Origin of the sequence: Methylobacterium nodulans ORS 2060, assembly GCF_000022085.1 — a bacterium.
In the GTDB taxonomy this organism is placed as follows: domain Bacteria; phylum Pseudomonadota; class Alphaproteobacteria; order Rhizobiales; family Beijerinckiaceae; genus Methylobacterium; species Methylobacterium nodulans.
Genome location: NC_011894.1, coordinates 7,642,110 through 7,662,800, shown reverse-complemented (window position 1 = coordinate 7,662,800; position 20,691 = coordinate 7,642,110). Strand labels below are relative to the sequence as shown.

At 70.5% G+C, this 20,691-nt stretch carries 8 protein-coding genes; 7 read left to right on the top strand and 1 reads right to left on the bottom strand.

Going from position 1 to position 20,691, the window contains the following annotated elements; all coding sequences use genetic code 11:
- Positions 1-7: 7 nt before the first annotated feature.
- A complete protein-coding gene (locus MNOD_RS35735; RefSeq protein ID WP_015933842.1) occupies positions 8-529 on the bottom strand; it encodes a hypothetical protein in 522 nt (173 codons plus the stop codon).
- Between the two features lie 388 nt (positions 530-917).
- Here MNOD_RS35735 and MNOD_RS35730 point away from each other — a divergent pair, with 388 nt between their 5' ends.
- From MNOD_RS35730 to glgB, 7 genes are all read left to right on the top strand, one after another.
- Positions 918-2,339 (top strand): alpha,alpha-trehalose-phosphate synthase (UDP-forming), encoded by a 1,422-nt coding sequence (locus tag MNOD_RS35730; protein ID WP_015933841.1) that lies wholly within the window; start codon positions 918-920, stop codon positions 2,337-2,339.
- Positions 2,340-2,406: 67 nt separating this feature from the next.
- Positions 2,407-4,515, top strand: a complete 2,109-nt coding sequence (gene glgX / locus MNOD_RS35725; protein ID WP_015933840.1) for a glycogen debranching protein GlgX — start codon at positions 2,407-2,409, stop codon at positions 4,513-4,515.
- Between the two features lie 150 nt (positions 4,516-4,665).
- Positions 4,666-6,477: a malto-oligosyltrehalose trehalohydrolase gene (treZ, locus tag MNOD_RS35720; RefSeq protein ID WP_015933839.1), complete on the top strand. Its 1,812-nt coding sequence runs from the start codon at positions 4,666-4,668 to the stop codon at positions 6,475-6,477.
- Positions 6,477-11,405 (top strand): malto-oligosyltrehalose synthase, encoded by a 4,929-nt coding sequence (locus tag MNOD_RS35715; protein ID WP_015933838.1) that lies wholly within the window; start codon positions 6,477-6,479, stop codon positions 11,403-11,405. Before treZ ends, MNOD_RS35715 begins: the two co-directional genes overlap by 1 nt.
- Positions 11,406-11,581: 176 nt before the next feature.
- Complete coding sequence (locus tag MNOD_RS35710; RefSeq protein WP_015933837.1) at positions 11,582-14,950, top strand: maltotransferase domain-containing protein; 3,369 nt, start codon at positions 11,582-11,584, stop codon at positions 14,948-14,950.
- A gap of 164 nt (positions 14,951-15,114) precedes the next feature.
- Positions 15,115-18,381 carry a maltose alpha-D-glucosyltransferase gene (gene treS / locus MNOD_RS35705; RefSeq protein WP_015933836.1) on the top strand — a complete coding sequence of 1,089 codons (3,267 nt, stop codon included), beginning with the start codon at positions 15,115-15,117 and terminating at the stop codon, positions 18,379-18,381.
- Between the two features lie 62 nt (positions 18,382-18,443).
- Positions 18,444-20,684: a 1,4-alpha-glucan branching protein GlgB gene (gene glgB, locus MNOD_RS35700; protein ID WP_244424836.1), complete on the top strand. Its 2,241-nt coding sequence runs from the start codon at positions 18,444-18,446 to the stop codon at positions 20,682-20,684.
- Positions 20,685-20,691: the final 7 nt, after the last annotated feature.

The window sequence follows — 20,691 nt, the reverse complement described above, 5'->3', positions numbered from 1 at the left end:
GTCTCCCTCAGGCCGTGTGGCGCATGCCGGGCCGGCGCTCGGCCGAGGAGGCGTCACGCTTAGGAATCGCGTGCGGCGGATGGGCCGAGGACTTGATGAAGCGGGCCGCCAGGAAACCGGTGACGAAGCTCGCGATCGCCACCGCCGCGGGACGCCGCCGCGCCACCGCCTCGACGTCGCTGTAGAACTCCTCGAAGCTGCGCGCGCGGATCGAATCGGAGAGATGCTCCAGCCCCTCGGCCGCGCTGTCGAAGAAGGCCTTCACGTTCGGCTGCCTCTCCAGGCCGTCGCCGGATTGGCGCAGCGCGTGGGCAAGCTCGGCGACCGATTGCGCGGCATCCTCCTTGCGCCGGCCCACATAGCCGGTGACCTGCTCGCGGGCGGCCTCGACCAGGCTGTAGCCGCGCTCCATGGCGACGTCGCCGAGTTGGCGCACGTCCTCGCGCAGTTCCGTCCAGTCGGCGGGGTGATCCGCGGACGCCCCGGCCCGTTGCGTCTGGTGTTGCCCGTTCTGGTAACCCGCGCTCATCACTGGGACTCCTTGGAAACGTCATGGCGCGTCGGACCCGCGCCCGGCGCGCTGAGCAGTGTGTGCGAGTAACCGCAGCCGCGTCCCGGGGTTCCGGAGTCCCGTACTCCCGGGGTTCTGGAATCCCGTACTCACTGGAATCCGGTACTCCCGGAGTTCTGGAATCCCGTGCTCCGGCTTGGACATCCTGCGTGACGGCCCTGCGAAGGCGGCCGGGAATCCTGTGGAGCGCCGCCCCCCGGCCGGAGCGCCCTTCTGCAACCGATGCGTTCGGCAAGGGTTGACCACGGACCGCGGATCGCGCTTGCATGCCGCGCGTTCTACGCTCGTGCCGTGAGGGAGGGACCGGAGCCGGAACCCTTCCCCGCTCAGGGAGTCCGTAACCGCCGTGTCACGCCTGATCATCGTCTCGAACCGCGTCGCCGTCCCGGAAGCGGGATCCAAGGCCGTCGCGGCGGGTGGCCTCGCGGTCGCGCTGAAGGAAGCCTTCACCGCTTACCGGGGCCTGTGGTTCGGATGGAGCGGCAAGATCGCGGAGCAGCCCGCCGACACCCCGACCATCGCCGATCGCGGCCGGGTCCGCTACGCGGTGATGGACCTCTCGCCCCAGGACCATCGCGAGTACTACAGCGGCTTCGCCAACCGGGCGCTCTGGCCAATCATGCACTACCGGCTCGGCCTCGCCGCCTATTCGCGGGCCGACTATGCGGGCTACCAGCGCGTCAACCGCATCTTCGCCCAAGCCCTCGCGGGGCTGATCGAGCCCGGCGACCTGATCTGGGTGCACGACTACCACCTGATCCCGCTCGCCTCGGAGCTGCGCGGCCTCGGCGTGGCGAACCCGATCGGCTATTTCCACCACATTCCCTGGCCGTCCGGCGAGGTGTTCAACACCCTGCCGGCCTCGAACGAGCTCCTGCGGGCGGTGGCCGACTACGACCTGATCGGCCTCCAGACCGAGTGCGACGTCCACAATCTCTCCCGCAACCTCGTCGACGAGCTGCGGGCGATCCCGCTCGGCGGCGGCTCGCTGATGGTCGACGGGCGCCGCACGCGCATCCGCAGCTTCCCGATCGGCATCGACGTGGAGGGCTTCCGGCAGGCGGCGGACCGGGCGGGCATGAACCGGACCGTGCGGGACACGGTGGCGGGCCTGCGCACCCGCAAGCTGCTCATCGGGGTCGACCGGCTGGACTATTCGAAGGGCGTGCCGGAGCGCATGGAGGCGGTGGACCGCTTCTTCGCCTCCAACCCCGACCAGCGCGGCAACGTCGTGTTCCTGCAGATCGCCCCGAAGTCGCGCACCGAGGTGCCCGAATACGAGCAGCTCAGCCGCGACGTGAACGAGGTGCTCGGCAACATCAACGGCTCGCTCGGCGAGCCGTCCTGGACGCCGATCCAGTACGTCACCAAGGCCTATCCGCGCGCCGTGCTGGCGGGACTGTACCGGGCGGCGCGGGTCGGCCTCGTCACGCCGATGCGCGACGGCATGAACCTCGTCGCCAAGGAATACGTGGCGGCGCAGAACGAGGAGGATCCGGGCGTCCTCGTGCTGTCGAAATTCGCAGGCGCCGCCCGCCAGCTGCCCGAGGCGCTCCTGGTCAATCCGTATGACCGGTTCGAGGTCGCCGAGGCGATCCGCGCCGCGCTCTACATGCCGAAGGCCGAGCGCCTGGAGCGCTGGAAGCCGATGGTCGAGCGTTTGGCCCGCGAGGACGTGGATTGGTGGGCCCGCACCTACCTGACCGAACTCGAAGCCTTCCGGACGATCGAGCGCGAGCCGCCGGCCGCGGCCGAGGCGGCACAGTAGACGACCTGCCCCATCCGCCGCGGCGCGAGGCTTGACCATAGGCCAGCTGCGCGTCGATGAAGGCGGGATGATCGCCCTCGACGACGGCCTGCCGGCTCCCCTTGGCGCCCATTTCGACGGGCGCGGGGTGAATTTCGCGCTGTTCTCCGCCCATGCCACCGCGGTGGATCTCTGCCTGTTCGATCCGACCGGGCGTCACCAGACCGACGTGATCCGCCTGCCGCGGCGGACCGACGACATCTGGCACGGCTATCTCGCGGGGATGCTGCCGGGTCAGCTCTACGGCTACCGCGTCCACGGGCCGTGGGATCCCGGCCAGGGACACCGCTTCAACCCGCACAAGCTCTCTCTCGATCCCTATGCGCGTGAGCTGCAGGGGCGGGTGCGCTGGCACGACGCCGTCTACGCCTACCGGCGGGGCCTGCACCGGGACGACCTGATCGACCGGCGCGACAGCGCCACCATGGTGCCGAAGGGCGTCGTCACGGCGCCGGACGCGCCGGTGTCGGAGGATCCGCCACTCCGCCGGCCCCTTGTCGACAGCGTGATCTACGAGGCCCATGTCAGGGCCTTCACGCAGACCCATCCGGGCGTGCCGCTGCCGTGGCGCGGCACCTATGCGGCGCTCGGCCATCCGGCCATCGTCGAGCACCTCCTGCGCCTCGGCGTCACGGCGATCGAGCTCCTGCCGATCCAGGCTTTCGTCGACGACCGCTTCCTCGTGGAGCGCGGCCTGTCGAACTTCTGGGGCTACTCGCCGCTCAACTACTTCTCCCCCGAGCCGCGCTATCTCGGCCCCGCCGGGATCCCGGGCCTGAAGGCCGCGATCCGGCAGCTCCACGCGGCCGGGATCGAGGTGCTGATCGACGTCGTCTACAACCACACCTGCGAGGCCGACCGCACGGGCCCCAGCCTGTCCTTCCGGGGCATCGACAACGCCGCCTACTACAAGCTGCGGCCGGACGACCGGCGGGAGACCCTCGACTTCACCGGCTGCGGCAACACCCTCGACGTCGCCCATCCCAGGGTGATGCAGATGGTGCTCGATTCCTTACGCCACTGGGTCGAGGCCTACCGGGTGGACGGATTCCGCTTCGACCTCGCATCGAGCCTCGCGCGCGCGCCGCACGATTTCTCGCCGCGCGCCGCAGCGCTCCAGGCGATGCTGCAGGACCCGGTGCTCTCCCGCGTCAAGCTCATCGCCGAGCCCTGGGACCTCGGCATGGGCGGCTACCAGCTCGGCGGCTTCCCGATCGGCTGGAGCGACTGGAACGACCAGTTCCGCGACGCGACGCGCGGCTTCTGGCGCGGCGACGACGGCCAGCTGCCGCGCCTCACCCAGGGGCTCACCGGCTCGCGGGAGATCTTCGCGCCCTCCGGGCGCGGGCCGGGCGCGAGCGTCAACTTCATCACCTCGCATGACGGCTACACCCTCGCCGACGTGGTCTCCTACGAGCACAAGCACAACGAGGCGAACGGCGAGGGGAACCGCGACGGCCACGGCCACAACGTCTCGTGCAACTATGGCGTCGAGGGGCCGACCGACGATCCGGCGATTCTGGCCTTACGCGCGCGCCAGAAGCGCAACCTCCTCGCCACGATCGTGCTGGCGCAGGGCGTGCCGATGCTGCTGATGGGCGACGAGCGCTCGCGCAGCCAGGGCGGCAACAACAACGCCTATTGCCAGGACAACGCGACCTCCTGGGTCGACTGGGAGGATGATGGGGGCGATCCGGCGCTGAGCGATTTCCTGAGGAACCTGCTGGCGCTGCGCCACGACCACCGGGCGCTGCGCCGCCGCAGGTTCCTCACCGGCGAGGCGGTGACGCAAGCCGGCCTCAAGGACGTGCACTGGCTCTCGCCCTGCGGGCAGGAGATGGATGCGGCGGCCTGGGCGGATGGCAGCCGGCGGGCCTTCGGCATGCAGGTCGGCAACGACGCGCCGGACGGCAAGCGCCTGCTGTTCCTGGCCAATGCGGCGCCCGACCCGGTCGCCTTCCACCTCGCCCGGGTCATCGGCGGCCCCTGGACGCCGCTCTTCGACACCTCGGTTCCGGACGGGCGGCCCCGCGGACACGAGCCGGTCCGCATCGGCGGCACGGTGACGATGCCCGCGCGCGCGCTCCTGGTGTTCAGCCGGCACATGGCGCGGCCGGGAAAATCTGCCCGAGCGTAAGCGCGGCCGGTTGCCCCGTGCGGTCGCCGCCATACCTCGTCGGTCGTGGCTGAGTTGGCCCCGGAACCAGGGCAAGCTCGGCGGATTGCCTCAGCGGGAGAATGCCGGGACGCCTCCCGCAACCGAACGGCACGAAGGATGGTGGATCCGATGCGGCGCGCGCACAGCATGCCTTTCGGCGCACAGATCGAACCGGAGGGTGTGCGCTTCGCGCTCTGGGCACCGACGGCCCGGGACGTCTCCCTCCTCCTCGACGGCGCCGAGCACCCGATGCCGGAGGAAGGCGAGGGATGGCGGCGCCTCACCCTGCCGACCGCGAAGCCCGGCGGCCGCTACGGCTTCCGCATCGACCGCAACCTCGTCGTGCCGGACCCGGCCTCCCGCTTCCAGCCGGACGACGTCTCGTCCTTGAGCGAGATCGTCGATCCGCGGGCCTTCGCCTGGAGCGACGGCTCCTGGCGCGGGCGCCCCTGGGAGGAGGCGGTGATCTACGAGGCCCATGTGGGCAGCGCGACGCCGGAGGGCACCTTTGCGGGCCTCACCGCGAAGCTCGAGACGCTGCGCGACCTCGGCGTGACGGCTCTCGAGCTCATGCCGCTCGCCGATTTCAAGGGGAGGCGCAACTGGGGCTACGACGGCGTGCTCCCCTACGCGCCCGATTCCGCCTACGGCACGCCCGACGACCTCAAGCGCCTGATCGACCATGCCCATGCGCTCGGGCTCATGGTCTTCATCGACGTGGTCTACAATCACTTCGGTCCGGCCGGGAACTACCTCCACTCCTACGCCAGGACCTTCTTCACCGAGCGCCACCAGACCCCCTGGGGCGCGGGCATCAACTTCGACGGGGCGGAGCGGCCGGTGCGGGACTTCTTCCTGCACAATGCCCTGTACTGGCTGGAGGAATTCCACGCGGACGGGCTGCGCTTCGACGCCGTCCACGCGATCCTCGACGATTCCGAGACGCATTTCCTCGCCGAGCTCTCCGAGCGCATCCGCGCGGCGTTCCCGCAGCGCGAGATCCACCTGATCCTGGAGAACGAGGCGAACCAGGCACGCTGGCTCACCCGAGGGGAGGGCGGCAAGCCCGTGCGCCACACCGCCCAATGGGCGGACGACCTCCATCACGGCTGGCACGTGCTGCTCACCGGCGAGGATGCCGGCTATTACGGGAGCTTCGCGGACCGGCCCGTGGCGCATCTCGCCCGCAGCCTCGCGGAGGGGTTCGCCTATCAGGGCGAGCCGTTCCGCACCCTGGACAACCACCCGCGCGGCGAGCCCTCCGGCCACCTGCCACCTTGCGCCTTCGTCACCTTCCTGCAGAACCACGACCAGGTGGGCAACCGTGCGATGGGCGAGCGCCTGAGCCACCTCGCGGATCCGCAGCGCCTCGCACTCGCCCGGGCGGGCCTGCTGCTGGCGCCCCAGATCCCGATGCTGTGGATGGGCGAGGAATGGTCGGCCTCGGCGCCTTTCCTGTTCTTCGTCGATTTCGCGCCGGACGAGGATCTCAACCGCGCGGTGCGCGACGGGCGCCGCCGGGAGTTCCGCCACTTCGCGGCCTTCGCGGATGAGGAGAAGGCCAAGGCCATCCCCGACCCGACCGCGGAAGATACCTTCCGGCGCTCGAAGATCGACTGGGCGGAGCGCGAGCGCTCGCCCCACCGGGAGGTGCTGGCCGACACCGCTTCGCTGCTGGCGCTCCGCCGGGCCGAGATCGTGCCGCTGACGAAGTCGGACTGGCTCGGCGGACGGGCCGCGCTGCCGCGGCCGGACGTGATCGACGTGACCTGGCGCTTCGGGCGCGGCACGCTGCGCTTCGTCGCCAATTTCGGCGCGGACTTCGCCTTGCCGATGCCGGCGGGCCGGGTGATCTGGACCTCGCCGGCCGCGACCTGTCGCGAGGGCGGCGAGATCGTCCTGCCCGCCTGGGCCGGCCTGTTCGCGAAAGAGGTGGCGTGATGGCCGTGTCCGAGGATGTCGTCGCGCGGCTCGCCCGGCTCGCGGGCCTCGCCGCCGACTACGTCGATGCCTTCGGCAGCCCAATCGAGACGCCCCTCGACGCCCGGCGCGGCGTGCTCGCTGCCCTGGGCCTGCCCTCCGGCACCGAGGAGGAGGCCCGCTCAAGCCTCGCGCGGATCGAGGCCCTGCGCCATGGCCTGGTGCCGCCGCTGGTGCCGGTCGAGGCCAGGCGCGCCTCGCGGGTGCCCGTGCGGGCGGACCGCAACGGGACCCTGAACTGGCGCGTCGTCGACGAGCGCGGCAGCGCGCGGGACGGCCGCGCCCCGATCGCTCTCGGGGGCGGGACACCCGCCTTCGACCTGCCGCCGCTGACTCCGGGCTATCACCGCCTCACCGTGACGCTGGGTGACAAGCGCGCCGAGGCGACCGTGATCGCCGCGCCCCAGCGCTGCTGGCGCCCGCGGGCGCTCGGCGAGGAGGGCGCCCGGGACTGGGGCCTCGCCGTGCAGCTCTACGGCCTGCGCTCGGCCGAGAATCTCGGCATCGGCACCTACACGGATGCGGGCCGGGCGGCGACCGACGCGGGCGCGCGGGGCGCGGCCTTCCTGGGGCTCAGTCCCGTCCACGCGCTGTTTCCGAGCGACCGGCACAAGGTCTCGCCCTATTCGCCCTCCTCGCGGCTCTTCCTCGAAACCCTCTACATCGACCCGCAGGCGGTGCCGGGCTTCGCCGGCAGCCGGGCCGCTTCCCTCCTCGACGCGATGCGCCCGCAGGTGGAGCGGCTGCGGGAAGCCGCCCTCGTCGACCATGCTGGCGTCTGGGAGGTGCTGGGGCCGGTCCTCGACGCCCTCTGGCAGGAATCCCGCGCCCGGGCCGGGCAGGATACGGAGTTCCTGGCCTTCCGCGCCGCGGGTGGCGAGAGCCTCGAAGCGCACGCGACCTTCGATGCCCTGTCCGAGCATTTCCGCCGCCAGGGGGCGTCCTGGCTCGGCGAGTGGCCGGAGGAATACCGCCGCAACGGCACGCCGGCGGTTCTGGCCTTCGCGGCGGAGCACCCTGAGCGCATCGCCTACTACGCGTGGCTGCAGTTCATCGCCGACCGGCAGCTCGCGGCGGCGGCCGCCGCCGCGCAGGCCGCCGGCATGCGGCTCGGCCTCTACCGCGACCTTGCGGTCGGGGCCGACCGGGGCGGGTCCGAGGTCTGGTCGAACCCTGAGCGCTTCGCCACCGGCCTGTCCATCGGCGCGCCGCCGGACCTCCTCGCCCCGAACGGCCAGGATTGGGGTCTGCCGCCCTTCGATCCCCTCGAACTGGAGCGGGACGGGCTCGCGGCCTTCCGGGCGCTGGTTCAGGCCAATATGCGCCACGCGGGCGCGATCCGCATCGACCACGCCTTCCAGCTCGCCAGGCTCTACCTGATCCCGGCGGGGCAGGGGGCGAAGGCGGGCGCCTATGTGGCGATGCCCTTCGAGCCGATGCTGGCGGTGCTGCGGCTCGAGAGCCACCGGGCGAAGTGCCTCGTCATCGCCGAGGATCTCGGCACGGCGCCGCAGGGCTTCTCCGACGCGCTGATGCAGGCGGGCATCCTGAGCTACCGCATCCTCGCCTTCGAGCGGGGCGAGGGCGGCTCGTTCAAGAGCCCGGAGGCCTATCCGCGCGACGCGCTCTGCGCCATCACCACGCACGACCTGCCGACCTTCGTCGGCTGGTGGCGGGGGGTCGACACGGATCTGCGCCAGTCGCTGGGCCTCTACGACGGCGAGCGGGCGGATGCGGAGCGGGCCGAGCGCGTGACCGAGCGGCGGCGCCTCACCGAGGCGCTCCACAGCGAGAACCTGCAGCCGGGCGCGGAGCCCCCGGACCAGCCGCCCTTCGATGCGGCGGCCCGCTATCTCGCCCGCGCCCCCTCGGTGCTCACCGCCGTGCAGTACGAGGACGTGCTCGGCGAGGTGAGCCAGGCCAACATGCCGGGCATCACCGACGGCTACCCGAACTGGCGCCGCAAGCTCGACCGGGACCTCGATGCCATCGCGGCGCCGGGCGGGCCGCTCGCCAAGCTCGCCGCTTCGCTCGCCTCGGAGGATCGCGGCCCGCGCTCGGGCGCCGCGCGCCTCGCCTCCGAGCCGCCGCGGGCGACCTACCGCCTGCAGTTCCACAAGGACTTCACCTTCGACGACGCGGTCGGCATCCTGCCCTACCTCGCGAAGCTCGGGATCAGCCACGTCTACGCCTCGCCGATCCACAAGGCCCGGCCCGGCTCGACCCATGGCTACGACATCGTCGACCACCGCGAGATCAATCCGGAGCTCGGCGGCGAGGCGGCCTTCATCCGCTTCAGCGACGCCCTGAAGGCGCACGGGCTGAAGCTCCTCCTCGACATCGTGCCCAACCACATGGGCGTGGGCGGCGCCGACAATCCCTGGTGGCTCTCGGTCCTCGAATGGGGAGCGCTCTCGCCCGCCTCCGAGGCCTTCGACATCGACTGGGAGCGAATCGGCGCGCACAACAAGCTCGTGGTGCCGTTCCTGGGCGACCGCTACGGCGAGGCCCTGGAGAAGGGCGACCTCAAGCTCACCTTCGATCCGGCCGAGGGCGGCTTCTCGGTCTGGCACCACGAGCACAAGTTCCCGATCTGCCCCTTGAGCTATCCGATCGTGCTCGACCGGGCGCTGGCGGCCCTGCCGGAGGCCGGCGACGAGCCCTCCGCCGAGGTGCTGGCGATCTCCGAGCGCCTGCGCCGCATGAGCGAGGAGACGGATCCGGAGCGCCTCGCCGGCTTCCCGGCGGAGGCCGACGGGCTCAAGCACCGCCTCGCCGAGGCGGTGAAGTCCTCGCCCGAGCTGCAGCAGGCGATCGACCGCGCCGTGGCGCTGGTGAACGGCTTCAAGGGCCATCCCGACAGCTTCGGGGCGCTCCACCGCATCCTGGAGGCGCAATCCTACCGGCTCGCCCATTGGCGGGTCGCGGCGAGCGACATCAACTACCGCCGCTTCTTCGACGTGAATTCCCTCGCGGGCCTGCGCGTCGAGCGCCCGGCGGTGTTCGAGGGCGCGCATGCGATGCTCTTCCGCCAGATCCGGGCGGGGCGGATCGACGGATTGCGCATCGACCACATCGACGGCCTCGCCGATCCGGCCGGCTACGTGCGGGCGCTGCAGGAGGCGGTCGGCCCCGGCTTCTACATCGTGGTCGAGAAGATCCTGGAGCCGGGCGAGCGGCTGCGGCCCTGGCTCGTCGCCGGCACCACCGGCTACGACGTGCTCAACCAGATCGACGGGCTGTTCGTCGACCGCGACAAGCGCGAGGCGGTGCGCGCCTTCTACGCGGAGGCGACCGGGACCGACGAGCCCTATGGCGTGCTCCTGCGGCAGGTGAAGGCGGAGATCCTGGAGACGAGCTTCGCGAGCGAGCTCGAGGTCCTCACCTCCGACCTCAAGCGCGTGGCCGATGCCGACCGGCGCACCCGCGACTTCTCGGTCAACGCGCTGCGCCAAGCCCTCACGGAGATCGTGGCGCGCTTCCCCGTCTATCGCAGCTACATGCCCCAGGACCTCGACGGGGACGAGCTGGAGGCCGAGGACGTGCGGCTGATCGAGGGGGCGGTGCGCAAGGCCAAGCGCCATTCGCGCCTGCCCGACCGCTCGGTCCACGACTTCGCCCAGAGCGTGCTCCTCGGGCGCATCGACACGGATAGTCCGGGCCGGCCCTCGCCCGAGATCGTGCGCCGCGTGCGCCGCCGCTTCCAGCAGCTCACCGGCCCCGTGATGGCGAAGAGCCTGGAGGACACCCTGTTCTACCGCTTCGTCGAGCTCCTGGCGCTGAACGAGGTGGGCGGCGATCCCGGCGAGTACGGCCTCACCGCGGAGCATTTCCACGCCCTCCAGGCGGCCCGCGCCCGCGACTGGCCGAATGCGCTGATCACCACGGCGACGCACGACACCAAGCGCGGCGAGGATGCCCGCGCGCGCCTCCTCGCGCTCTCGGCCATGCCCGAGCTCTGGCAGGCCGAATGGGCGCGCTGGCGGGAGATCGCCGAGCCGCATCTCACCGAACTCGAGGGCGAGCCCGCCCCCGACGCCAACGACCAGTGGATGTTCTTCCAGGCGATCCTGGGCGCTTGGCCCCTCGACCTCCTCGACGACGTCTCGGACGCAGGCACGGTCGAGGCGTTCCGCCAGCGCCTCGGCGCCTATGCGGAGAAGGCCCTGCGCGAGAGCAAGCGCTGGTCGAGCTGGGTCAACATCGACGAGGCCTACGAGGGCGCGGTGGCCGGGCTGTTCGATGCGCTCATCGCGCCGGGCTCCGAATTCCTCACCGCCTTCCGGCCCTTCGCGCGCCGCCTCGCCGAGGCCGGGATGGTGACCGGGCTCGCCCGCACGGTGCTCAAATGCACGCTGCCGGGTCTGCCCGACACCTACCAGGGCACCGAGTTCTGGGACTTCTCCTTCGTCGATCCCGACAACCGGCGGCCCGTCGACTATGCGGCCCGGGCGCGCGCGCTGGCGGAGGATGGCCCCATCGACGAGATGCTGGCGCAATGGCCGGACGGGCGGATCAAGCAGGCGGTCCTGGCGCGGCTCCTCGCCGACCGCGCGGCCGAGCCCACCTTCTACGCCGATGCCGATTACCGCCCGGTCGAGGCGGAGGGGTCGCGGGCGCGCCAGCTGCTCGCCTTCATCCGCGGCGAGGCCGCCACGGGCGGCGAACTCCTCGTCGTCGTGCCGCGGCAGGTGGCAGATCTGGCCGGGGACCTGCCCCGCTTCGGAGAGGCTTTTTTCGGTACCGTGCTCCCCGTACAGGAGGGCAGCCGCTGGCGCGATCTCGTCACCGGACAGGAACTCGGGCCCGAGGGCGGGCGTCTTCCGGTCGACCGCCTCTTCCGGAGGCTCCCCCTCGCGGTTCTGCGACGGCTGACCGCGTCGAGTTAGTCCGCAGCCGGGGATCCTGGCGCGGGAAACCCCTCTCCCGAGCGGGAGAGGGGACCCGCACCATTCCCGGCTGCAGGTTCACGGACACGTCGCGGCCGTCGTGCACACGGCCCGTCGACCCAAGGTCGACTCAACCACGAGTCGAACCAAGACAGGATGCAGGCAGGATCGGTTCGATGAACGTACCCCGCACCAGCACCACGCCCGCCGAGCGCGCCGTGACGCCGCTGCCGTCGACTCTCGCGCCCCTCGCCGCAGGCCCCCGGATCTACAACCTCTTCCCGCTCCTCGTCGGCCGGGTGCGGGACTGGACCGCCGAACTGCCCCGCATCGCCGCGATGGGCTTCGACTGGGTCTACCTCAACCCCTTCCACCAGACGGGCGGGTCCGGCTCGCTCTACGCGGTGGCGGATCCCGATCGGCTCGACGACCGCTTCCGCGATTCCGACGGCACGCCGGACGACGAGCAGATCCGCCGCTTCGTGGCCGCGGCCGCAGAGGCTGGCCTCAAGGTCATGACCGACCTCGTGGTGAACCACGCCGCCAATGACGGCCGCCTGGTGCGCGAGCGCCCGGAATTGTTCCTGCACGAGGCGGACGGCACCCCGGTGAGCCCGGCCGCGGTCGATCCCGACGACCCGACCAAGGTCACGGTCTGGGGCGACCTTGCCGAGTTCGACTATGGGGCGGAGGCGCCGCGCGCCGCGCTCACGGAATTCTGGGACGGCTACATCGCCCGGCTCCAGGGCCTCGGCGTGGCCGGCTTCCGGTGCGATGCCGCCTACAAGGTGCCGCCAGAGGTCTGGCGGGTGCTGATCGGGCACGCGAAGGCGCGCGACCACGCGGTGCTGTTTGCGGCCGAGACCCTCGGCTGCACCTTCGAGGAGACCCGCGCCACCGCGGGCGCGGGCTTCGACTACCTGTTCAACAGCTTCGCGTGGTGGGACCTCAAGGCCCCCTGGGCCCTGGAGCAGTACGACCGCTTACGCACCATCGCGCCCTCGATCGCCTTCCCGGAGAACCACGACATGGCCCGGCTCGCCGCCGGGGTGACGGGCGGGCCAGAGGCGGTCGCGCAGCGGCTCAAGACCCGCTACGCGCTCGCGGCCTTCTTCTCGGCCGGCGTGCTGATGCCGATCGGCTACGAGTGGGGCTACCAGAAGGCCCTGCATGTGGTGGAGACGAGCCCGGCCTCCCGCGAGACCGACAGCGGCCTCGACATCTCCCCCTACATCGCGGCGGTGAACCGCCTGCGGGCGGAGCTGCCCGCCGCCAATGTCGAGGGCGCCCAATGGCGCCTCTCGGCGCCGGACGCGCCCTATCTGGCGCTCTGGCGCCTCGATACCGGCCATCCGGGCTCGGCCACCCACGGGGTTCTCGTGCTGTACAACCCGACCGACGCGCCGGTCGCGGTGGATCCCGGGCCGCTCATCGCCCGCACGGGCGGCGAACTCGGCCCCTTCGAGGACCTGACGCCGGAGACCGCCCCGCTGCCCTTCCGGGCCGATCTTTCGATCGATCTCGGCCCCGGCGCGCTCCGCATCCTGGCGGCGCGGCGGATCGCGGCGCCGGCCCTGCCGCGGCGGCGCAAATCCGAGCCGAGCGGCGAGGGACGCGTCATCATCGAGGCGGTGAGCCCGGAGATCGACGGCGGTCGCTCGGCGGTGAAGCGCGTGGTCGGCGAGCGCCTGCGGGTCGAGGCCGACATCTTCACGGACGGGCACGAGATCATCAACGCGGCGGTGCTGTCGCGGCTCGCGGGCGAGCGCGAGTGGCGCCGCGACCCGATGGTGTTCATCGACAACGACCGCTGGGGCGGGTCCTTCCCGCTCTCGCGCAATGCCCGCTACGAGTACACGGTCGAGGCGTGGCGCGACGACTTCTCGTCCTGGCTGCGGGGCCTGGAGAAGAAGCGGCTCGCGGGCATCGACGTGCATCTCGAGACGCTGGAGGGCGTCGCGCTGGTCAGGCGCGCCGCCGAACTTAGCCAGGGCAGCGACGCCCAGGCGCTCAACGGCCTCGTCGCCGCCCTCGAGGCGGAGCAGGCGGGATCGCCCGCGCAGCTCACCCGCATCATCGAGCAGCAGCGGCTGATCCACCGCAACTCCGAGAAGGTGAACCTCTCGCGCTATCCGGTCGTCCTCGAAGTCGTCGCCGACCGGCTCGCGGCCCGCTTCTCCGCCTGGTACGAGATCTTCCCGCGCTCGCAATCGGGGGACCCGAACCGCCACGGCACCTTCGACGACGTCATCGCGCGGCTGCCCGCGATCCGGGAACTCGGCTTCGACGTCCTCTACTTCACGCCGATCCATCCGATCGGCCGCAAGAACCGCAAGGGCAAGAACAACTCGCTGAAGGCGAAGCCGGACGATATCGGCTCCGTCTACGCGGTGGGCTCGCAGGAGGGCGGCCACGAGGCGGTGCATCCCGAACTCGGCACCCTCGACGATTTCCGCCGCCTCGTCGCGGCGAGCCACGCCCACGGCATGGAGATCGCCCTCGACTTCGCCATCCAGTGCTCGCCGGACCATCCCTGGATCAGCGAGCATCCCGGTTGGTTCGACTGGCGGCCGGACGGCACCATCCAGTACGCCGAGAACCCGCCGAAGAAGTACGAGGACATCGTCAACGTCGACTTCTATCGGGAGGACAGCCTGCCCGCCCTCTGGATCGCGCTGCGGGACGTCGTGGTCGGCTGGGTCGAGCTCGGCGTGCGCATCTTCCGGGTCGACAACCCGCACACCAAGCCGATCCCGTTCTGGGAATGGATGATCCGGGATGTCAACGACCGCTACCCGGACGTGATCTTCCTGGCCGAGGCCTTCACGCGCCCCAAGATGATGAAGAAGCTCGCCAAGACGGGCTTCCAGCAGAGCTACACCTACTTCACTTGGCGCAACACGAAGGACGAGCTGACCAGCTACGCGCTGGAATTGGCCGGCCCGATGGGCGAGTACTACCGCCCGAACTTCTTCGCCAACACGCCCGACATCAACCCGTTCTACCTGCAGACGAGCGGCCGGCCGGGCTTCATCGTGCGCGGCACGCTCGCCGCCACGCTGTCGAGCGTCTACGGCATCTACAACGGCTTCGAGCTCTGCGAGGGCACGCCGATTCCCGGCAAGGAGGAATACCTCGATTCCGAGAAGTACGAGATCAAGGCCTGGGACTACGACCGGCCGGGCAACATCCGCGACCACATCATCAAGCTCAACCGCATCCGCCGCGAGAATCCCGCCCTCTGGGATTTCCGCAACGTCGTGTTCACGCCGGCCTGGAACGACCAGATCATCGCCTATGTCCGGGCAACGCCGAGCCGGGACAACGTCGTGTTCGTGATGGTCAATCTCGACCCGAGGAACCGGCAGGAATGCACCTACGAGGTGCCGCTCTGGGAGTTCGGCCTGCCGGATGACGGGGCGGTCGCGGTGGAGGATCTGCTGCTCGGCTACAAGTTCCAGCTGCGCGGCAAGGTCCACCGCATCGCGCTCGACCCGTCCGAGCGCTCCGTCGTGATCTGGCGCCTGAGCCGGGTTGCGGTCTGAGTCCGCGCGTGGCAGGTCGGGCGGCCGGCCTCGGCGGTCCCGCGCCGAGGCCGATCGCACCCGTCGTTTTCCGTACCCCCTCCCGGCGCTACCCGCGTTCAAGCAGGACCTCACCGTCTTATACGCTTGGCGCACGCAACCCGGTCGAACGAGGCTCTGACGCGATGATCGATCGCAGCGATCCGCAATGGTACCGTGACGCCATCATCTACCAGGTCCACGTCAAATCCTTCTTCGACGCCAACAATGACGGGATCGGCGACTTCGACGGGCTGACCGCCAAGCTCGACTACATCCGCGACCTCGGCGTCACGGCGATCTGGCTGATGCCGTTCTACCCATCGCCGCTGCGGGACGACGGCTACGACATCGCCGACTACAAGGGCATCAATCCGTCCTACGGGACGATGCGCGACTTCCGGCGCTTCGTGCGTGAGGCCCACGACCGGGGCTTGCGCGTCGTCACCGAGCTCGTCATCAACCACACCTCGGACCAGCACCCCTGGTTCCAGCGCGCCCGCAACGCCCCCAAGGGCTCGAAATGGCGCGACTTCTACGTCTGGTCCGACACGGACGACAGATACCGCGACACCCGCATCATCTTCCTCGATACGGAAGCCTCGAACTGGACCTGGGACCCGGTCGCCAAGGCGTATTACTGGCACCGCTTCTACTCGCACCAGCCGGATCTCAACTTCGACAACCCGCGGGTGCTCGAAGCGGTGATCGACGTGATGCGCTACTGGCTCGACATGGGCGTGGACGGCCTGCGCCTCGACGCGATCCCCTACCTGATCGAGCGCGAGCACACGAACTGCGAGAACCTCCCCGAGACGCACGACGTCATCAAGAAGATCCGCGCGGCGCTCGATGCCGGCTATCCGGACCGGATGCTGCTCGCCGAGGCGAACCAGTGGCCCGAGGAGACGGCGCAGTATTTCGGCAACGGGGACGAATGCCACATGGCGTTCCACTTCCCGCTGATGCCGCGCATGTACATGGCGATCGCCCAGGAGGACCGGCACCCGATCACCGACATCATGCGGCAGACACCGGAGATCCCGGAGGGCTGCCAATGGGCGATCTTCCTGCGCAACCACGACGAGCTCACGCTCGAGATGGTGACCGACAAGGAGCGCGACTACCTCTGGAGCTTCTACGCCGCCGACCGGCGCGCCCGCATCAATCTCGGCATCCGCCGCCGTCTCGCGCCGCTCCTGGAGAACGATCGGCGCAAGATCGAGTTGATGAAGTTCCTGCTGCTGTCGATGCCCGGGACGCCGGTGCTCTACTACGGCGACGAGATCGGGATGGGTGACAACATCTATCTGGGCGACCGCGACGGGGTGCGCACCCCGATGCAATGGTCGCCCGACCGGAACGGGGGCTTCTCCCGCGCTGATCCCGCGCGCCTGTTCCTGCCCACCATCCAGGACCCGATCTACGGCTTCGACGCCGTGAACGTCGAGGCCCATAGCCGCGCCCAGACGAGCCTGCTCAACTGGACCCGGCGCATGATCGCCATTCGCAACAACCAGCGCGCCCTCGGGCGCGGAGCCTTACGCTTCCTCTATCCGAGCAACCGCAAGGTGCTGGCGTGGCTGCGCGAGCTCGATACCGAGAAGGTGCTCTGCGTCGCCAACCTGTCGCGGGCGCCCCAGGCCGTCCAGCTCGACCTATCGGAGCTGCGCAATGCCGTGCCGGTGGAGCTCACCGGCGGCACCTCCTTCCCGCCGATCGGCGACCTGCCCTACCTGCTGACGCTGCCGGCTTACGGGTTCTACTGGTTCCAGCTCGCCCAGGGACAGGCGGAGACGGCGCCCCGGGTCGAGCCGCCCGAGCTCTTCACCCTCGTGCTCACCGGCGGCGTCGAGACCCTGATGAAGGGCCGCGAGCGGCTGGCCTTCGAGCGCACGGTGGCGCCGCTCTTCATCGGCTCCCGCCGCTGGTTCGGCGCCAAGGGCTCGCGCATCCGCAGCGTCCAGGTGACCGACAGCGCCACGCTCCCCGACCGGACGGGCAAGGGCAGCTTCCTGCTGCCGCGGCTCGCCGTGTCGCTCGCCAATGGCGAGCGCCAAGCCTATTTCACGCCGCTTGCGGTCGACGAGGGCCGCGAGGACGAGGCGCTCCTCGACCATGCGGTCGCCCGGGTGCGGCGCGGCCCGCGCATGGGCCTCCTCTACGGGGCGTCCTCCTCGACCGAGTTCGCGCTCTCGATGGTGGACGGCATCCGCCGGGGCCTCGATCTGTCCTCGGAGGAGGGGGTGCTGCAGTTCCGGGCGACCACGCTGTTCGACCCCGAGCTCGACCTCGATCCGGCCGATATCCGCCGCCTCTCGACCGAGCAGAGCAACACCTCGATCGCCTTCGGCTCGCGGCTGATGCTGAAGATCCTGCGCCGCCTCCAGCCGGGGGTCCACCCGGAGGTCGAGGTCGGGCGCTTCCTCAGCGAGGCGGCAGGCTTCCGCAACACGCCGGCGCTGCTGGGGAGCGTGGAGCACGTGGCGCCGGACGGCACCCGCACGGCCCTCGCGCTGCTCCAGGCCTTCGTGCGCAACCAGGGCGATGCGTGGACGCTGATGCGCGAATACCTGCGCCGCGACCTCGACACGATCGTGCTCGTCCCCGAGAGCGAGGCGCCCACGCCCGAAGAGGTCTTCGCCACGCATCTGCGCTGGGCGAGCCTGCTCGGCCAGCGCACCGCCGAGATGCACCGCGCCTTCGCCATGGAGACCGACGATCCGGCCTTCGCGGCGGAGCCCTTCACGGCGGACGACCTCGCGACCCTCGTCGCCGATACGCGGCGTCAGGCCGAGAAGGCGATGCGGGGCGTCGCGGGCATCGGGCCCGCGGCCGCCGAGAGCGCCCGCGAGGCGGCGGCCGAGATCCTGGCCTCCCGCAACGAGCTCGACGCGCTGATCACCCGCCTCGGGCAGCACGAGCCGCTCGGCGCGTGCAAGATCCGCATCCACGGCGACTACCATCTGGGCCAGGTGCTCGCCTCGCAGGACGACCTCATCATCGTCGATTTCGAGGGCGAGCCGTCCCGCCCGGTCGACGAGCGCCGGGCGAAGTCCACGCCCTTGCGCGACGTCGCGGGCGTGCTGCGCTCCTTCGCGTATGGCGGCGAGACGGTGACCCGCGAGATCGTCTCCCGCTTCGCCGAGGCGAGCGACCGGACCGTCACGACGGTCGCGGCATGGCGCGCCATGATCACGGCGGCCTTCCTCGAAACCTATGGGCTCGCGGTGCGGGGCAGCCGGGCCGCCGTCTCGGACGACGCCACCCACGACCGCCTGCTGCGCCTCTGCCTGCTGAACAAGGCCCTGTACGAGATCGACTACGAGGCCAACAACCGCCCGGACTGGATCGAGATTCCCGCCCGCGGCGTGCTCTCCCTCCTCGACGAGATGCGAAAGGTGCCCGAATGACGGTTGACGCGCCCCGCACCCGCCCGCCGGCTCCGCCCTCGCGGATGCCCCAGACCGCCGCGATGCATGCCAATGCCTCCTCGGAGCCGGCCCGCATCGTCACGCCGTCCCGCCACGCGGGTCTTCACCCCGACGCCGTCGAGGCGATCATGGCGGCGAATCACGGCGACCCCTTCGCGGTGCTGGGGCCCCACGAGATCGGCCCGGGCCAGTGGGAGGTGCGGGCCGTGCTGCCCGAGGCCCGTGCGGCGGCCGTGATCCTGGGCGACACGCGCATCGAGATGGAGCGCCGCCACCCGGCGGGCTTCTTCGTGGGCGCCTTCGCGCATGACCGCCGCCCCGATTACCGGATCGCCGTCGAGGCCTGGGACAATACCGAGCGTGTCCGGCGCGACCCCTACGAGTTCGGCGAGACCCTCGACCAGGACGAGATCCACCTCCTGCGCGACGTCGGCAACGACGCGGTGCAGCGGGTGCTGGGCGCTCAAGGCGTCACGATCGGGGGCATCGAGGGCTTCCGCTTCGCGGTCTGGGCCCCGAACGCGCGCCGCGTCAGCGTCGTCGGCGACTTCAACGACTGGGATGGCCGCCGCCATCCCATGCGCCTGTGGCACGACGGCGGCGTCTGGGAGCTGTTCATCCCGGACCTGCCGAAGGGCACGAACTACAAGTTCGAGATCCGCGGCCCGGACGGCACTCTCCTGCCGCTCAAGGCCGACCCGGTCGCCTTCGCGTCCCAGCAGCCGCCCGAGACCGCCTCGCGCGTCAACGGCCGGCCGGCGCCGCGCTGGCACGACGCGGCCTGGATGACGGGCCGCGGCAAGGCCGACCACCGCCACAGCCCGATCTCCATCTACGAGGTGCATCTCGGCTCCTGGGCGCGGGTGCCGGAGGAGGGCAACCGCTACCTCACCTACCGGGAACTCGCCCAGCGCCTGATTCCCTACGTGAAGGAGATGGGCTTCACCCATATCGAGCTTTTGCCGATCACCGAGCACCCGTTCGACGGTTCCTGGGGCTACCAGCCGGTCTCGCTCTTCGCGCCCACCAGTCGCTTCGGCGCGCCGGAAGACTTCGCCGAGTTCGTGAATGCCGCGCACGAGGCGGGCATCGGCGTGCTGCTCGACTGGGTGCCGGGGCACTTCCCCCTCGACGCCCACGGGCTCGGGCTCTTCGACGGCACCCACCTCTACGAGCACGCCGACCCGCGCCAGGGCTTCCACCAGGATTGGGGCACCTACATCTACAATTTCGGGCGTACCGAGGTCGCGGCCTTCCTCGCCGCCAATGCGCGCTTCTGGCTTGAGGAGTACCACCTCGACGGCCTGCGGGTCGATGCGGTGGCCTCGATGCTCTACCTCGACTACTCGCGGCGGCCCGGGGAGTGGGTCCCCAACCAGTATGGCGGGAACGAGAATCTCGACGCCATCGACTTCATGCGCCGCACCAACGAGGCGACCTACAGCCACGCCCCCGGCACCATGACGGTGGCGGAGGAATCGACCTCGTGGCCGGGCGTCTCGCATCCGACCTATACGGGCGGCCTCGGCTTCGGCTTCAAGTGGAACATGGGGTGGATGCACGACACCCTGCGCTTCATCGCGAAGGACCCGATCCACCGCCGCTACCACCACAACGACCTGACCTTCGGGCTGCTCTACGCCTTCTCGGAGAACTTCATCCTGCCGCTCTCCCACGACGAGGTCGTGCACGGGAAGGGCTCGCTCTTCGGCAAGATGCCGGGCGACCGCTGGCAGAAATTCGCGAATCTGCGCGCCTATCTCGGCTTCATGTGGGGCCATCCCGGCAAGAAGCTGCTGTTCATGGGCGGCGAATTCGGCCAGGAGCGGGAGTGGAACCACAACCAGAGCCTCGACTGGCACCTGCTGGAGGACAGGTTCCATGCCGGGCTCAAGGATCTGGTGCGGGACCTCAACCGCCTCTACGTGGGGACGCCGGCCCTCCACGCCCGCGACACGGAGGCGGCCGGCTTCCAGTGGCTGGTGGCGGACGACGCCGACAACAGCGTCATCGCCTGGGCGCGCAAGGGCCGCCACGAGGGCGAGATCGCCGTCGTGGTCTCGAACTTCACGCCGGTTCCACGCCACGGCTACCGCATCGGCGTGCCGGCGCCCGGCTACTACCGGGAGGCGATCAACACCGACGCGGCCGCCTATGGCGGCGGCAATGTGGGGAATTACGGGGGCGTCGAGGCGCTCTGCGAGCCGTCGCACGGGCAGGACTGCTCGCTCTGCCTGTCGCTGCCACCCCTCGGCACGCTGATCTTCGTCCGGGAGGGTTGAGTCGCGC